Source organism: Streptomyces sp. NPDC058274 (genome assembly GCF_042881375.1).
Taxonomy (GTDB): Bacteria; Actinomycetota; Actinomycetes; order Streptomycetales; family Streptomycetaceae; genus Streptomyces.
The window spans coordinates 1-16,572 of record NZ_JBHVXW010000032.1; the positions used below are offsets into that span (position 1 = coordinate 1).

General features: G+C 67.7%; 11 protein-coding genes and 2 pseudogenes. 2 read left to right on the plus strand and 11 right to left on the minus strand.

All coding sequences use genetic code 11. The features are described 5' to 3' along the window. Window positions 1-332: 332 nt before the first annotated feature. The 7 genes and pseudogenes from ACFVYF_RS36780 to ACFVYF_RS36810 form a co-directional block, all read right to left on the minus strand. A pseudogene (locus ACFVYF_RS36780) lies at window positions 333-808 on the minus strand (transcriptional regulator); the annotation flags it as partial. 512 nt (window positions 809-1,320) lie between these two features. Further along, window positions 1,321-1,536, minus strand: a complete 216-nt coding sequence (locus ACFVYF_RS36785; RefSeq protein WP_389462406.1) for a hypothetical protein — start codon at window positions 1,534-1,536, stop codon at window positions 1,321-1,323. A 719-nt stretch (window positions 1,537-2,255) separates the two neighbouring features. Then, window positions 2,256-2,747, minus strand: coding sequence for a DUF4265 domain-containing protein (locus tag ACFVYF_RS36790; protein ID WP_389462407.1), 492 nt, complete (start codon window positions 2,745-2,747; stop codon window positions 2,256-2,258). Between the two features lie 75 nt (window positions 2,748-2,822). After that, window positions 2,823-3,614: an IS21-like element helper ATPase IstB gene (gene istB / locus ACFVYF_RS36795; RefSeq protein WP_389462408.1), complete on the minus strand. Its 792-nt coding sequence runs from the start codon at window positions 3,612-3,614 to the stop codon at window positions 2,823-2,825. Then, a pseudogene (gene istA / locus ACFVYF_RS36800) lies at window positions 3,611-5,239 on the minus strand (IS21 family transposase). The gene istB and the pseudogene istA overlap by 4 nt, the downstream one beginning before the upstream one ends. 205 nt (window positions 5,240-5,444) lie before the next feature. After that, window positions 5,445-5,951 (minus strand): NUDIX hydrolase, encoded by a 507-nt coding sequence (locus ACFVYF_RS36805; protein ID WP_389462409.1) that lies wholly within the window; start codon window positions 5,949-5,951, stop codon window positions 5,445-5,447. A 654-nt stretch (window positions 5,952-6,605) separates the two neighbouring features. Then, the gene (locus ACFVYF_RS36810) at window positions 6,606-7,724 is read right to left on the minus strand and encodes a glycoside hydrolase family 88 protein (RefSeq protein WP_389462410.1); all 1,119 of its coding nucleotides are present in this window, start codon (window positions 7,722-7,724) and stop codon (window positions 6,606-6,608) included. A gap of 604 nt (window positions 7,725-8,328) precedes the next feature. Here ACFVYF_RS36810 and ACFVYF_RS36815 point away from each other — a divergent pair. Beyond that, complete coding sequence (locus ACFVYF_RS36815; protein ID WP_389462411.1) at window positions 8,329-8,955, plus strand: hypothetical protein; 627 nt, start codon at window positions 8,329-8,331, stop codon at window positions 8,953-8,955. Window positions 8,956-9,159: 204 nt separating this feature from the next. Here the strand turns inward: ACFVYF_RS36815 and ACFVYF_RS36820 are convergent, their stop codons facing one another. The 4 genes from ACFVYF_RS36820 to ACFVYF_RS36835 form a co-directional block, all read right to left on the minus strand. Then, on the minus strand, window positions 9,160-10,626 hold the full coding sequence (locus ACFVYF_RS36820; protein WP_389462412.1) for an FG-GAP-like repeat-containing protein: 1,467 nt from the start codon (window positions 10,624-10,626) through the stop codon (window positions 9,160-9,162). A 631-nt stretch (window positions 10,627-11,257) separates the two neighbouring features. Further along, window positions 11,258-12,337: a protein kinase family protein gene (locus tag ACFVYF_RS36825; protein ID WP_389462442.1), complete on the minus strand. Its 1,080-nt coding sequence runs from the start codon at window positions 12,335-12,337 to the stop codon at window positions 11,258-11,260. Between the two features lie 325 nt (window positions 12,338-12,662). Beyond that, window positions 12,663-13,103: a VOC family protein gene (locus ACFVYF_RS36830; RefSeq protein WP_389462413.1), complete on the minus strand. Its 441-nt coding sequence runs from the start codon at window positions 13,101-13,103 to the stop codon at window positions 12,663-12,665. Between the two features lie 815 nt (window positions 13,104-13,918). Further along, window positions 13,919-14,530: a dihydrofolate reductase family protein gene (locus ACFVYF_RS36835; protein ID WP_389462414.1), complete on the minus strand. Its 612-nt coding sequence runs from the start codon at window positions 14,528-14,530 to the stop codon at window positions 13,919-13,921. An 833-nt stretch (window positions 14,531-15,363) separates the two neighbouring features. Between ACFVYF_RS36835 and ACFVYF_RS36840 the strand changes: the two genes are divergently transcribed. Then, on the plus strand, window positions 15,364-16,230 hold the full coding sequence (locus tag ACFVYF_RS36840; protein ID WP_389462415.1) for a GyrI-like domain-containing protein: 867 nt from the start codon (window positions 15,364-15,366) through the stop codon (window positions 16,228-16,230). The last annotated feature ends 342 nt before the right edge of the window (window positions 16,231-16,572 follow it).

The window sequence follows — 16,572 nt, forward strand, 5'->3', positions numbered from 1 at the left end:
GGTCTGCTCCGCAGACACGACGCGCCGCCGCTACGCGGCGGTCCAACTGCCTTGCTCCGCAAGGCAGTTGATAGGCCGTCACTCCGTGACGGCGGTCTGAATCGCTCCGCGATTCAGACCACGGAATTCGCTCCGCGAATTCCGAAAAGCGCAGCGAGGCCAGCAGGTGCCGCCTCCCTGAGAACCTGTCAATTCCACCATATCTCCAATTCATTCGACCTCCCTTTGAATTCTAATTCCTTCTCGCTAGAAACTAATTCCGTGGGTAAAAATGAAGGGTGGGGATCGGAACTACAGCGGACGCGTAACGCCAGGCGACTGTCCCCGGGTTGCTACGCGGCGAAGCCGAATGCGGTTACGTACTCGTATTCGCCCCGCTGGGAGCCCAGGTCGATCACCGCGTCATTGACCCAGGCGTCTTCGAGTGCTTCGTCGTCCTCGGCCCAGGCCTGCACGATGTCGTCCCAGTGGGGAACGTTGAGCGTGCGGTACTCGATCACGCGCTGGTGAGGCATGGGAACTTGGTTCTGGCTGAACGGGTGGAACTCCACGCGGGTGCCGCGGCCCTCACGATTGAGGCGGGCGAGCAAGTACCTGGCCAGATGGTGGCGGCGAACGGTCCGGTACGCAGCCTCGATCTCGTCCAGGTTCTCCTTTGACGGGCTGCGCCCGCCGTCCCACCATGCCTTGATCGTGCGGTCCGTGACGTCAGGTCGGCTTCGCCGGCAGTCTGAGGGGCGTGGTCGCTGCGCGTCAGGCAGTGCAGCCGAGCGAGCAGCCCGCGCCGCGCGGTGATCGGTGTGGAGATGGTGAGGATCAGAGGCCCTTTCTGGAAGCCCAATACCGTGGCTTCATCAGGGAACGCAGAGAGTACGAGGACGTCCGCCTGGAACTGGACGCCTCGCGTGATGAGTTCATCATTGCCGTGCGCTCCGTACTCGGCGGAGCCTGAGAACTCATAACATGATCACGGCTGTTAGGGCTGGGCCTGGTGAGGTCACAGTCTGTTGCAGCAGCCCGGATAAACGGCCATCGCGCTCACTAGGGGAATGCGCCGGGTTCCTGGAAGGGGATCATGGACCAGATCACCAGGGGCGTGAGGACAAGGAGGAGGTACGCGGCGAGGGCTTTCGCCTACGTCGGTGGCTTGCCTGGGTCTTGAGTGGGCACGGCTGCTCCGGATGATCGCTTAGGCACAGTCGATCGGCGAGGCCCCTCGGGGGGTAGCTCTCGCCGGGAGGTAGGTGAATCTACGCGGAAGGACTGGGCCCGGGCTCAACAAGTCGCTCTTTTGTATCGTCGATCGCAAATGCTGTCGCGCTAGCGGGTGTTGGGGCCGTCAGCGCGCTCCTCCTTGGGGGTGCGTTGGATACGCCATATGCCGTAAACGGCTCCAAGGATCCCGCCCACGATAGCTGCCACGCCTCCGCCGATGTCGCTGCGTGAGAGCCCCGCAGCGAGCAGGGCGGCCAACAGGGCCCCGAGCAGCGAGTACATGACGACGATGAAGACCGCAGTGGCGTGTCGGTCTCGCAACGGTGGCAGGCCTCCTATCATTTTCTCGCTCCCGCAGCGGTGTCCGCACGGAGTGTCGCATCAGCGCTCAGGCGCGTAGCGGCACGACTGGCCTGAGCGTTCGTCTGTGTGAAGTGCGTGGTGTGTCGGCGTCGTTGCATGGGGGCCTCGGGTCGTCCCAGTTGGGGTTGTCTTCCTGTCGTGTGTCCCTGAACGGCCGGTCTCAACCGGCGCTGTTTCTCGCCGCGGGGTCCTACCTATGGCCACACCTGAAATTTGGCCGTAGGTAGCGAGTGTGAGGTCTTTGCTACGCCGATGGGGTGTCATGGACCCGTCTTCAGGCCTGCCTCGGCTATTCGCCGGGACTGGTGGTCTATGAGATGGTCGCCGAAGCGGTGCAATGCAAACTTGGCGAGAGTGACGATCTCGACTGGAAAGTGGCCTTGCCGGCCACGTCCTCGGTCCCAGGTCGAATAGCCTCGCTGTAACGGCCCCAGCCCGTCTGCCGGGCCCGCGATGCCCGCTGTCCAGCGACGCCGCTTTCCCTCGGATACCACTACCGCCGAATGGGCCTGCTCCAGTCCCTGCTGCCCGTTCCGGTCTGTCAGACTGGCTGTGACGTCGTTCAGCGGCTCCGGCATGTTGGCTTCGAGCGGCCCCAGTTGGTGAAGGTTGTGTAGCTTCGGACGTCCTGAAGTGGCCCCGGGAGTCGGCTTGCGCTGGGACCAGCCGCGGCGTGGTCAGTTCCGCGTGGTTGAGAACGGTATGGCGTCGGCCCATTCCCAGAAGGCGCCAGCCTCGTCGACTTCCCGTTGCAGCAGGGCGAACAACGGGCTCGTGTCGGTGCCGGGAGGGACGTCGATGGCGACGAAGTGCTCCCCGTGCCATTCGCTGAGCAGCCCGGATTCCTTGATCGAGTTCTTGATGAGGTTGATGCTGCGGCCAAGTCGTTCGGCGTCCGTGCTCGGTCTGAGCAGTGTGCGCAGGACGCGGTGTCCGCTCGTCTGGGCAACTTCGACCACGCGAGCTGCTGGTGAGAGACGGACCCGGTCTCCGAGAGCGAGGCCGTAGGTCATGAAGGGGATGCAGGCGACCGCGTATGTGCCGTGCTCTTCGGGCTGGAGCCACAGCTGCTCGATCTGTCCGTCGAGGTCGAAGGGGGTCAGATCGGCCTGGGCGATGTAGTTGCTCTCGGCCCGACCGACCGGGTCTTCGTGCACGATGTACTGCATCTCCGCCCCTCTACCCGCTCATCTTGGCGAAGATCGTCCCATGGCGTCGGCTCGCGAAGCGGATCGGGTGCGCTACTACTGCCTGCCCTTTTGCTCCGCCCTGGCTTTGGAACGAGCCAGGCGGTAGGGCTCAGTGCCGGTCTCGATGAGGGTGGCGTTGAAGGTGAGCCGGTCCACGATCGCCGCGCAGAGCCGTGGATCGGTGAAGGTCCTGCTCCAGCCGGTGAACGCCTCGTTGGAGGCGATCGCGATACTGCTCTTCTCCTCACGCTCGGTGAGAACTTGGAAGAGCATTTCCGCGCCGCGGCGGTCGAGTTCGAGATAGCCGAGCTCATCGATTTCGAGCAGGTCGACGCGCCCGTAGCGGGCGATGGTCTTGCCCAGCTGCTTGTCGTCTGCCGCCTCGACCAGCTCGTTCACCAAGGCTGCAGCGGTGGTGTAGCGGACGCGGTAGCCAGCCATCGCTGCCGCGGTGCCCAGCCCGATCAACAGGTGTGACTTGCCCGTGTCCGAGTCTCCGATGAGACACAGTGGGTAGCCCCTGGCAATCCACTCGCAGCTGGCGAGATTGTGGATCACTGCCGGGTCGACGTTGGGATTGACGCGGTAGTCGAACTCCCGCAGTGACTTCTCGCGGGGAAAGTGAGCTGCCCTGATACGTCGCTCGGGCCGGCGTCGGTCCCGGTCCTCGCACTCGGCCATCAGCAGCTCGGCGAGGAACCTCGCATAGGACAGGCCCTCGCGTTCGGCCCGGGCAATTGTGTCGGTGGCCTGGGCGCGCATGGTGGGCAGTCGCAGCAGTCGGCAGGCGGTGTCGATCGCCGCGTCGGATGCCTGTGCGGTCAGCGCGTGATGGGCGGTGGTCATGGTGAGTCTTTCCGGCGAAGCTGCAACAGCTCGTCCCACTGCTCCAGGCGGGGCAGAGGACGCGGATCGGAGGGCAGAGCACGCGCGAGACGGCGCGGCGTCAGGGGTGTGACCGGGGGCCGGGCCCAGATCCAACGGCTCCGGGGCGGGGGTGCCGGCGGTGACGGTCGGTGCCCGACCGGCCGCCTGGGCCGCCTTGCGTGCCTCCAGGGCGATGACGTCCTCGTTGAAGGTGCCCGCCGCGAGGGCCGCGCGGATCCCGGTCACCACGTCGGCGTGCTGCTGGTGGCGGTGCAGCAACAGCACCTTGACCAGGGCTTTCGTTCCTTCGATGTCGCCGAGGGCCTTCTTGGCCGCGGCCCAGAACGCTTCGTGGACGGCCGTGAAGGTGCGCTCGGCGCGGGCCTGGTGGAGGGCCTCGGAGCGTTCCAGCGCCCCTGGCTTGGTCAGCAGGGCTTCCAAGTAGTGAGCACGAGGTGTTCGGCGCCGCGGCCGGTCAGCCGCCGGTGGCGGGCGATCTCCCGTCGGCCGTCATGGACGGTCAGCTCGTCGCAGGTGAGCGTGACGGTGGCCTTGTGGTCGATGAAGCGGACCGGGACCGAGTACCGGCACATCTTCACGGTGATCAGGCCGTAGCGGTCGACGCGGGGTGTGAGGGTGATGCCGGTGGCGAACGGATCGTCCGGCAGGGGCAGCAGATGGCCGGCCTCGCGGGCGAAGTCCTGCTCGATCGTCCGCATCCTCGCCCCGATCCGCCGCTCGTCCTCCTTCGCCTCGAACTCGGCCAACCGAGCGTTGAGTTCATCCACGCTGTCCACCCCCGGCACCGGGGTCAGGTAGTTGCGGCGGAAGTAGCCGACCTGGCCCTCGACCCCGCCCTTCTCGTGGGCGCCGCGCAGGCCCGGCTCGCAGTAGAACGGGGTGAATCCGTAGTACTCGTGGAAGGTGGTCCAGCGCGGGTTCTCCTCACGCGAGCGGCTGCGGAAGACCACCTTCTTCACGGCCGGGGTGAGGTTGTCGTAACGGACCTGACCGGACGGCACGCCGCCCAGCGTGGTCAGCGCGTGGACGTGGCCTTCGAAGAACGCCTGCTGACCGCACGAGCGCGAGATGCGGTGGACGGACTTGCCCGAATAGGCCAGCAGGAAAGCGAACAGGTAGCAGCGGGTGCGCTGCCCGGCCAGGTCCACGTAGACGTCCCCGAAGTCGACCTCGGCGTCCGCACCGAGCGCGTTGTGACGGGTCACGAACGCCTCAACGGGAGCCCCCGCCTGGGCTGCGATCTCCTTGCGCCGAGCCGCGACGAAGTCCCGCACCGTCGGATACGGGATCGCCTCGTCGAACTCCTCCTCGATCCGCGCCACGATCCGCCGCACGGTGTGACGCTGCTTGCGCGGCGCCTCCAGATCCGCTCGCAGCCAGGCATCGACCGTTTTCTTGTACGGCTCCATCCGAGATGACGTCCTGACCGCCCGACGGCGCGGGGCGGGAACGGGCGAGGAAAGCGCCTCCCGTACGAGGCGGCGGTGAACGCCGTACTTCTTCGACAGAGCCCGGATCGACAGCTGCCGCTGCCAGCTGTCCCGCCGGATCCGGTCGAACAGCTCCTGTTTGGACAAAGGCATCCGCAGCACCGCCCCTGCCGGAAACCACAGGAACCGTCTCACCGCAAGAGCCGAGGCGGGGCCACTTCGCCCCGTCACCACCCCTCAATGCGCCCGTGCGACCCGCCAACTGGGGCCGCTCGAAGCCAACATGCCGGGGCCGCTGAACGACGTCACAGCCATGTCAGACGATGGTGCTGGATCGCTATCGGGACGGATGCACGCTCTACTCGGGGTCCGTGTCCTCGTTGAAGTGCCCCAGATGCTGGGGGCGCTGGTCACGTTTGCTGGTTGTCAGCACGTTGGCCAGGAGGGAAGCCAGATTCTTTGGGCGGATTGTTTCCGGCGTGGTGGCCAGTTCCTCGATTGTCCACCAGCGGTATCCATGGCGGGCTTCTTCCGTGCCAATCTTCATTGCGCTCGCCTCGACAGGGTTGATGCGGGCGAGGCGGTACTCCTCGTACTGGTCAAAGCCCTGGCCGTCGACGCTGAAGACCGCCTGCCGGGTCCAGAGAGCCGGACTCAGCCGCCCAGCAGCCAGAGAGAGTGCCGTCTCCTCCCGCACCTCGCGCACCGCGGCTTGAACGTAATCCTCGCCGTCTTCTACGCCACCGCCAACGGTGAACCACCATCTCGCTCCCGGCTTGCGCGGATCTCGTCCGCACAGCAGAAGAAGGCGATCGCGTTCATCGACCAGGAGGACACGGGATGTCCATCGGCTCTTCAGAACCATAGGTGCCGACCCTACAGATGCCACGTCCCTGCTTCGTCGAGTCGAGTGCTGTTGGGGCTTCGCAAGCACGCACTCACGGATCGTCTGGTGCAGCGTCGCTAGCGACGGCACCGTCAGTGTGTCTCTGGGCTCGAGCCCGCGCGGTCTTGGCTACCAGTTCCCGGTGCAGGGCGGCCTCGTTCCCGTATCACGCCGCGAGACGCCCGGCGCTCGGGTTCCGCACGGTCCGGTTCGGACATGTTCGGTGTGTGCTGGTCTGGTCCGTGTATCCGGTGAGTTGGGCGAAGGCGTTGGGGTCGGTGCCGGTGGTGTTGTGGTGAGTGAAGTCCTTCTGCTCGCCGATGATGAGGGTTTGGGGGGACCTGAACGTTGTTGTGGGTGGTGGTGGCGGGGTGGGGCTGTCTGGTGTGGTGTGGCGCCGTGTGTTCCTGGCGGGGCGTGGCTGGCTGTCTGGGGTGTGTGGGCGACGGTGGCGGGGTTGGTGGTGGGAGCTTCGACGAGGTCGTGGGTTGTTGGGTAAGGCAGCGTTTGGGGCGTGGTTCGGTGCGGGGGTTTCGGCTTGGCGTTGTACGAGCCGGGGTCTGTGGGGTGGAGGGGCGGGTTGGTGGGCGTCTGGTCCGCCGGGGTGTCGGGCAGCTACGGGCCCGGGCGGGTTCAGGTAGCTGAGCAGTCCTGGAGTTTCGCCATCTGTTGGCCGGCCAGCAGGAATGTGCCGACGCCGTAGGCTGTGGTGTCGGTTGTCTTTGCCGGGCCCGGCTTTGTGTCGTCCGGCTGGACGTAGCCGACCAGGCCGCTTGGCTGGAGAGCTTTGGTGGACAGGGCGGTCCATGCTTTGTCGACCACCGGCTGGTACCGGCGTGCGTCGAGGATGCCTGTGTTGATGCCCCAGGCGATGCCGTAGGTGAACAGCGATGTTCCGCTGCTTTCCGGGCCGCCGAAGTGGTGCGGGTTGAGGAGGTCGGGGTTCCAGAAGCCGTCGCGGCGCTGCGTCAGGCTCAGGGTGAGCGCCATCTTCTTGAATACCCGCAGGTATTCGGGCCGTCGGGGGTCGTCCTGCGGTAGCACCTGGAGGACCTTGGTCATCGCTGCGAGTGCCCAGCCGTTGCCGCGTGACCAGAACACGCCGGTGCCGGCGAAGTGTGCGTCGCGGTACCAGAGGCCGTGGGTTTCGTTGAACAGGCCGTGGCCGCCTGCTTCTTTCTCGGTGTAGTGGAAGAGTTGTTGCATCGTGTCCAGGATGGCTGGATTGTTGTCGATCTGGCTCATGCGTGCGAATGAGGGCATGGCCATGTTCAGGGCGTCGACGTAGTTCCAGTAGTCCTTGTGGCCGGCGTTGACGGCGGCGGTTTCGTCGGTGATCCGGGTGCGGATGCTGTCCAGCGGGATCTCGGGGTGGAAGTAGGTGTAGAGGTCGAGGTAGGCCTCGCCGGCGGCTTGGTTGTCGGGGAGGAACGGCTGTTTGGGGTCGGTGGGCAGCTGGTAGTTGTTGTCCTGGGCCCAGGGGTACGTTTTGTGGTTGGACTGGCCGGTGGTCCGGACGAGTGCGAGGTTGCCGACGTGGAAGGTCGCGTTCTGCCAGTCCGGTGTCGCCAGGTTCGTGCCGTTGGTGACCCAGTAGTTGGCGGCGGAGATCATTTGGTCTGCCACCGCGCACGCCTCGGTTCTTGGTGCCTGGTCAGCCGGGTCGGCGGCCGCCGTCGGCGTCGAGAGCAGGCCGCCGGTCAGCACGGCCGTGGTGAGCAGCACGAAGCCACGAATTCCAGGGAAACGCATGGAAGCGTCCTCCAAAGCAGGTCATTGCAGCGGAGGCCGCCCCCACAGCAGCCCTACCTCGGCGACTATTCAGCGTCATGATCAGGCGTGTCAAGGTGCCGACGAGCGGGACGGCGCAACGGTTTCGAGCCATCAGCGGGACGCGGACTCGGCACTGGGGGTGTTCTTGGCGAGCAGCATGGTGAGTGGGCGGGCGTGCGCGTTTGCGTGTTTACCGGCGAGTCACCGGGAATCTCCATCGGCTCCTCTGTGCGTGTGTGGGGCCGTTGTCATCGGCAGCTGCGGCTGCCGGTGGTAGCTGCGGCTGCCGGTGGTAGCTGCGGCTGCCGGTGGTAGCTGCGGCTGCCGGTGGTAGCTGCGGCTGCCGGTGGTAGCTGCGCGATGAGCGCGTTGGCGGACGTCCCCGTGTGAGGGCGAGTGCGGTGGGGGCGGCCGCGTGGGAGGCCGGTGGCATCGGCACCCTCTTTCTGAGCCCGCACCAGCGGCAAAGCCCCACCGCCGGCGAGCAGTACGATCATGAGCGGCCGTGCCCTGTGGCACCGAATCTTGATGGTTTGGCACCGAAGGCTGACCGAGTGGTGGGGCCCCATGAGTAGAAGTACTCATGACGTCCACCGAGCTGTGGGGAAGGATCCGGGGGGTGACGACGCTGAGGAAGACGAGAGCCCGGCTGGGGATGCTGGCGCCTGCGGTGGTGGTCCTGCTGGCGGCGGGGTGCGGAACGCAGCAAGCAGGGGATACCGCCGACGCGTACCGGCGTTCGCATCCAACGCCGAGTGGCATATCGACGCCGAGTACACCGGCGGACTTCCCCTGCCGCGGCGAGAGCCCCAAGCCGACGCTCACGGCCGCCACTACCCCCACCTCAACTGTGCCGCCGGCCGACCACTACGCCGAAAACCACGGCTTCAGAGTTCCCATCCCGCTCCACGGCCAGAGCCGGTGCGAGGGACTCACCGCCGTAGGACGCGTCAAGAATGCACTCGAACCGCTGCGCCGGCGTGGCGACTTCGCCCCGGACAGCGTCCGCAAGGCGCTCACTGGCGTCGGTTACTCTGCCGGGGAGGTACAGGCGTACCAGGACGGGCCGACCGGGGTTGGCTTCCTCATCGATATGGGTGCCTCTCCCTGGTGTGTGGAGGGCATGATGAGCAGTGCCTCCACCGAGGCGGATGCCTTCGGCGGCTACCCCGACGGCACCGGCTGTGAGCCCCCAAGTGGTGGCCACTGACCGCAGTCCTCTGCCGGTGACCAGCCACTATTGCTGAGGCTGGTCCGCCGCCGGCGAAGTCTGGTCCGCCGCCGCCTGTGCGTTGCTCGGCTGTCGGAACGTATGTATCGAGTGTGCCGGGCACGGTGGTGTCGATTCGCCGTCCGGCGGCCGGCCGGCCGCTGCAGGACACGCGATGCCCGCACGACACAACCCAAAGACCACTCAACGGCTGTTCAGCGGCTTGCCGTACTTGTGGGGGGTGGATAGGTAGGGGAGGCCGAGTGTGCGGGGTGAGAAGGCGGCCGCGCTGGCGGCCGAGCCGCTGGGGAGGAGCCATGTGGCGCCCAGGGAGGTGTTCTCGCCGGGGGATCCGACTGTGACATCCGGTACGCCGTTGGCGTTGTAGTCGGCCGTGGCGACCGCCGCGCCGAAGGTGTCGCCTGCCTCGGCGACGCCCGGGACGCCGGGCGTGTCCTGGTTCCAGGAGCGGGACGTGGCAGTGCCGTGCGCGTCGAGCAGGCCCTGAGCGCCGCCGTGGAGGAGCCAGGCGGCGCCGGCCCCTGCTGTGCTTGCGATGGCCTCGCCGGGAGCGCCCGCGATCAGGTCGTCGCGGCCGTCGTGGTTGATGTCGGCGACGGCGAGGGCGGCGCCGAAGCGGTCGCCGTTCTCGGCTGCGCCGGGGACGCCGGGCGTGTCCTGGTTGAGGGTCTGGGCGCGGCTGCCGAAGGGGGTGCCTGCGGGGTTTCCGTAGTGGATGTGGATGCCGCCGCCTTTGGCGAGGGTTTCGGGGCCGCACGGGTCGTCGATGTTCTCGTCGGCGATCTCACGGCATTCTCCGAGTGCCAGGTCGTCGTGGCCGTCGCCGTTGAAGTCGCCGGCGGCCAGGGCGCTCACGCCGGCGTTGTCGGTGTTCCAGAAGTTGGCCATTGCGGACCGGTCGGCGTCCCACTTCCACAGGCGTACGTGGGACTGCGTGTTGGGGTCGCCCGCGGTCCAGTACGCGGTGGCCAGGTCCGCTGTGCCGTCGCTGTCGAAGTCGCCGGTGGCAAGGATGGGGGCGCGGCCGCCCATGGGGGCGGCGACGATGGTGGTGACCATGCTGTCCTCGCCTTGGATGACACGGGCGACGACCTTGTCGGTGCCGCCGATCACGATCACTTTGTTGTCGTCGGCGGTGAGGGCGGCGGCTGTGACCGATGTGCCGTACGCGGCCGACGGTGCCGGCCCGGTGAGGACCGTCGATCCGGGTCCCGGGCCGTCCTTCGAGCCGCCTACGGCGATGACCATGCCGGCGTCCGTACCGCGGTCGGTGACGTCTTCGCCGGGGGTACCGACGAGCAGTTCGGCGATGTCGTCGCCGTTGAGGTCTACCAGGGCCACGGATGTGCCGAAGCGGTCGCCTGCCTCCGGGGTGCCGGGAACCTCGGGGGTGGCCTGGGTGACACGGATGCTTCCGTAGGCGCCGACGCCCTTGGGGCCGCCCCAGACGACGTTCACGTATCCGGCCTTGGTCTGGTCGGCGACGGTCGCGTCCGGGACGCCGACGGCGAGGTCCGCGTAGCCGTCGCCGTTGAAGTCGCTCGCGGCGGTGCTGGGTGCGGCAGCGGTGGCGCCGGGCGGGAACACGAGGCCGGTGGTGGCCGCGGCGGCTGCGATGGCGTACGTCAGGATGCGGCGGTTGTGTGGCACGGGGGCTTCCGCTCGGTCGACGGGGTGCGGGTCATCTGGTGTGACCGTCGAAGGGGGGGCGCTGGTTGTAGGGAGTTTGCTGGTGGTTGGTGCCGGGTTCACGGGGGGCGGGGTCCTCGATGTTGCGGCCGCCCGGGACCGGGCCGAGACGGGGACAGGGACAGGGACGGGGAACCGGGACCGGGACAGGGACGGGGGACCGGGACGGGGTCGTGGCCGGGAGCGGGGACCGGGACGTGGTCGTGGTCGTGGCCGGGAGCGGGGACCGGGACGTGGTCGTGGTCGTGGCCGGGAGCGGGGACCGGGACGTGGTCGTGGTCGTGGCCGTGGCCGGGAGCGGGGACCGGGTCGTGGTCGTGGCCGGGCGACGGGCTGGCTCTGGGGCGGTGAGGGGTGCGGAGGTGGCCGGCCTGCCGCGGCGGTGGGGGTTTCGAAGGGAGGCGGCTACGGGGGAAGCGCGGACTGGGACTCCGTCAGGGCATGGGCACGGTGGTGGGGTGGAGACCCGCGGGGCGCGTCGTGGCGGAAGGTGGTCGTCTTGCCTTCGGTGCCTGGTGGTGGGGGGCGGGTTTCTGTCCGGGGGGTCGAGCACACCGCGGCGGCTGACCAGGGGCGGAGCGGCGGTCGTCCGCTAGCCCGGTGTGGATGTGCCGGCGAGGGCCTGCTGGATCTCGGCTGTGGGGAACGGTGTGCGTTTGCTCTGTGTGAGCAGTCGACGGTGGAAGTCGTCCAGGATGATGGCGTGTGGGGCGTGGCGGTCGATGAGGGCGCCGATGTCGGTCGGGATGCCGTCGGGCCGGTGGCCTTTGGTCCATTGGCGTAGGAAGGTCTGGTGTTCGGTGCCTTCGCGTATGCCGTGGGGCAGGTGGTGGCGCAGTAGGTGGTTCGGTGCGTAGCTGCGGTCGTACACGAGATGGTCGGTGAGGAAAGTGGCCTCTTCGGCGGAGAGTTCGAAGGCGCGGCTCAGTGCGAGGCCGAAGTCGGCGAAGTACACGTGGTGGCCGTCGGTGAGCAGGTTGGCGAAGTGGGTGTCGAAGTGGACCAGTTGGTGGGCGCTCATGAATTCCGTGCCGCGCCGTACAGCGTTGTCGGCCCACTGGTAGGGCGATGCGTCTCCGGGTTCCGGTCGGGCGGGGTCGTGGTTGTCGGCGAGCCAGGTGCCCAGTGTCTGGGGGATGTGTTCCAGAAAGAGCACCAGGCTGGAGGTGGAGGTGGCGATGGCTTCCAGTCGGCGGCGTACGGCGGGCGATCCGTCCCAGTGGGCAACGGCCCCTTCCATGCCCCCGAACTCGGCGGTGACGTCGGCCGGGGGGCTGTCCGGCAGGACTCGCCAGTGGTAGAGGAGGGGGAAGCCGGCGTAGTCGTTGTTGAGTACCCAGCCGGTGGTCATGATGTGGGTGGCCAGCTCACGCCATGCGCCGAAACCTGCTGAGCCCACGCCGTACTGGTAGAAGAGGGGAAGGTTGAACAGGTTGGCGGTCGAGCGTGCGTGCTGCGGTTGCAGCTCGATGTCCGTCAGCGGGATCCGTTTGACGAAGACACGTTTTTCTTCGACTTCCATCTCCGCTGACCTGCCGCCGATACCGGAACCCTGATGCGGTGCGGCGGCCACCGCTTTGGCGAGCCGGCGGTCGCTGAGCAGCGACAGCTGTGTTCCCACGGCTGCGTAGGCGGACACCCGCGCAGCATGCTCTGACGTGCTCGTGTCCATCGGCGTCTCCACTCTGACTGCACTGGCGACCGTTGACTGCCGGCTGCACTGCCGGCTGCTCACCGCCGGCTGCCCGCAGCACTTCTGACTGCTGACTGCACTGCTGACTGCACTGCTGATGCTGATGCTGATGCTGCGCTGCGCTGCGCTGCGCTGCGCTGCTGATGCTGATGCTGATGCTGATGCTGATGCTGATGCTGATGATCATGCGGGAGACTGGGCACGATCGGAAGCGCTAACCCGATCAGCCGAGGAGGCACCGGCAGGGTCCCGGGCGCGGATGCCGGATGGTTCTTGGGTGCGCGGCCGGCCCCTTGGGCGGCTGTCAGCCGAGCTGCTCGGCCAGTCCGATGAGGATGCCTTCGGGGCCGCGGACGTAACAGAGCAGGTAGCTGTCCTCGAACTGCTGCACCTCGCCGACGAGTTCGGCGCCCAGGATCCGCAGACGGGCCAGGACGTCTTCGATGTCGTCGACGGCGAACATGATGCGGCGAATACCCAGTGTGTTCGTCGGTGCGTTTGCCGGTACGGCGCTGATCGCCTTGGGGGTGTGGAATTTCGTCAGCTCGAGCCGGCTGTGACCGTCCGGGGTCCGCAGCATTGCGATGTCCTGGCGGGCGCCGTCGAGTCCGGTGACACGGTCTGCCCAGACTCCCTCGATAGGCATCCTGCCCTCCAGTTCCATGCCAAGTTCGACGAAGAACGCAACAGCAGCGTCAAGGTCGTCGACGACGATGAGGACGTTGTCCATCCGCTGGATCGACATGCGGGGTCTCCTTGGTGTGGTGCAGCCACGGTGGCCGCCTCTGCTCCTGCGCTCCTGGGCTCCTGTGCTCCTGTGCTCCTGTGCTCCTGGGACAGCCCGCCGGGCCGGTGCCGGCATCTTCGCCACGTCTTCTTTGAGTACTTCTTGGCGCAGCGGTGTCTGTCACAACGCCAGGCGCACCGTCTCGGGCGTGCGCATCTCAGGCGCACCGTCGCAGGCGCACCGTCGCAGGCGCACGTCTGGGACGAAGACACCGTAGGCCAGAGGCTTCCCGCTGTGAGGCGGGCGGAGAAGGCTGTTTCGGCGCCGCTTTCCGGGGTGGTGGTCTCCAGGTTGCAGGGCCGCCGGCGGCGGTGAGGCCGCCGGCGGCGGTGAGGCCGCCGGGTAGTGGACTCGGGGGCGGGGACCGGCGCGCCGGGGATCACTCGCGCCACTCGTGCCGGAACCGGCCGCCGAGGAAGGCGGCCCCGCTCCCGGACCGCCACCCCGACACCGACACCGACAGATCCCGACGCCGACGCCGATCCCGACGCCGATCCCGATGCCGACGCCGATACCGCGAGATCCTGATCCCTCTTCGAGCGGGCCCGGGACGGGCTTCGCGTCGAGGATGTCTGCCATATCCGGTGGCTCGGGACCGGACCACGGCACACCGAGGGCATACGCCGGGGCGGGAAGGCCTGGTCCGGCGCGGCATCCTCACCCGGCCCGGACCGCCAGGCCTGTTCGCCCTGCTCCGGCTCCGGTGTCACACGCGCGGCGATTCAGGAACTGCTCGGCGAGCCGCCCGGCGCACAGGCCTGGTGTGCGCCTGGTCATTTCAGGAAGCGGTACTTCAGGTGGACGGCGAGGGGTGTGTCCACCACCCTGACCGGCTGGATACGGCGTCCGGGACCCACTCCGTCGAAGAGCCGCAGCCCCTCTGCGAGGAGAGCGGGCACCACGTGCAGCTGGAGTTCGTCGATGAGCCCCGTCCTCAGATACTGCTGCACGGTGCTCGCCCCGCCCGCGATGTCGACGTTCCTGTCACCGGCGACAGCCTTCGCCTGGTCCAGGGCGCTGTGAATACCGTCGCTGACGAACGTGAAGGTGGTGCCGCCCTCTTTGACCAGGGCCGGCCGGGGGCGGTGGGTGAGGACGAAGACCGGGGTGCGGAACGGCGGGTTGTCACCCCAGAACTCCTCACCGGTGTCGTACATCATCCGCCCCATGACCACCGCTCCGGTGGCGTCGAACCACTCACGCATCAGGTCGGAGTCACGGTTGTCCTCCCCGCCGGTCATGCCCTGGCGCTCCCGCCAGCTCGCCAGACTGTGGATCCATTCGAAGAGTGGCTCGGCGCCGTCACCGCCCGGATTGTCGAGGGTGACATGAGGGCCGGCGATGTAGCCGTCGAGGGAGATGGCCAGATCCGCGGTTACGGTCACGATGGGATGCTCCTTGAGGTTTGGACGTGCTGCCTTCACCCTTACGTCGATCGGGAACCGGCGCATTCGACCGCGCCTGCAACCGCGTTCAGGACCGCGCTCGCGACCGCGCCTGCAACCGCTTCAGGACCGCGTTCGGGACCGCGCTTGCAACCGCGCTTGCAACCGCGTTCAGGACCGCGTTTGTGGGAAGGGCCTGCTCGGCGCAGCAGGTGACGAAGCCCCTCCCCCAGGCTGGTGCCGCCTGCGAAACGGGCGTCGAACCCTTCCGCGGCGCTGCCGCCGGCGATACACCACGGGCGCAGTCGTCCTTCGAGATCCTCGACCACGTAGACCGGCCGGCCCCGTACCGGCGTGTCCGCGCTCCCGCCCGCAGCAGATGCAGGTCGCGTCGGAAGGAACTACCACCCCTGTGGCCATGGAGTCTGGGGGTACGGAAACCAGGAAGCCGCCCCCTTACAGCCCGGCACCGTAACAGGCCTCACGGACAGTCAGCCAAGACCACAAAAAGACCAAGGCCAGACCTGGAGTGCCGGTATGAGGCCAAGCCCGGGAGGCCCGTTGCCTTTTGGGCCCGTACCAGGCTCTGCCCGAGAGGTGATCACGGTGCCAGTGTCCGTTGCCCGTCGTGGTCCGTTGTCTGTTGTCCGTCGTGGTCCGTTGCCCGGCGTGGTCCGTTGCCCGGCGTGGTCCGTTGCCCGGCGTGGTGCGTGGTGGCTGATGCAGGGTGCCCGCTCCCGTCGGGGGCCTGCCGACCGGAGCGGGCACAGGATGTCGGGTCCGCCGGGGTGGGGCCCTCGTACCGTGAGTGACCGAAAGGGAAGGAGGCCCGGGTGCTGGAGCGGCTCAACCAGGCCATGGAACACATCGAGCACCACCTCGACCAGCGGATCGAGGTGTCCGACCTGGCGCGGATCGCGGTGACGTCGGAGTACCACTTGCGGCGGCTGTTCTCCGCACTGGCGGGGATCCCGCTCTCGCACTACATCCGGCGCAGACGGCTGACCGTCGCAGGTGCCGAGGTACTGGCCGGACAGCGGACGCTGCTGGAAGTCGCGGTGCGCTACGGCTACACCTCGGGGGAAGCGTTCGCGCGGGCGTTCCGCGCGATGCACGGCGTCGGCCCCGGCGAGGCCAGACGGGCCGGCGCGAGCCTGCAGTCCCAGCCACGGATGTCCTTCCGCCTCATCGTCGAAGGGAGCAGCAGCATGCGGTACAGGATCGTGGAGAAAGAGGAATTCCAGGTGGTCGGCAAGAAGGCGCGCGTCCCCCTCGTCCACGAGGGGGTCAACCCGCACATCGCCGCCTTCATCCGGGGGCTGGGCCAGGAGACGCTGCAGCGGATCCAGAGCCTGTCCGACCAGGAACCCGAGGGAATCGTCTCGGTGAGTGACAACCTGGACGGCAGTCGCGCGGAGGGCACCGAACTCGACTACTACCACGGTGTGGTGAGCAGCGCCGACGTTCCCGAGGACCTGGAGGCACTCACCGTCCCGGCCGGGACGTGGGCCGTCTTCGAGAACTCCGGAACCTTCCCCCAGGCACTCCAGTACCTGTGGCGCGACGTATTCACCCAGTGGTTTCCCTCCAACCCCTACCAGGGCCGGCCCGGACCCGAGATCCTGCGGACCCGGCTGTCACAGGACGCGGCACAAGCGGACGCGGAACTGTGGATCCCCGTGGAACGGACCGCACTCTGAACGCCGGCGCGCGCCAGCCCCCGGGGCCGCCGCGCGCCGGAAACACCGGCGGACGCGCACCGGGGCGATTCTCGGCACCATCCCGCGAACGTCCGACACACGTGGGACGTCAAACGCCAACGTGTGACGAGCCTCGAACGCCAACGTGTGCCGGGCCTCGGGCGGGAAGGTGTGCCGGGCCTCGGACGGGAAGGTGTGACGAGCGTCGAACGCCAAGGTGTGACGGGCCTCGAACGCCAAGGTGTGACGGGCCTCGAACGCCAAGGTGTGACGGGCCTCGGGCGGGAAGGTGTGGCGGGCTGTGTCCGGGCCGTCCCCTGTGCGGTCCGGACACAGCCAGGC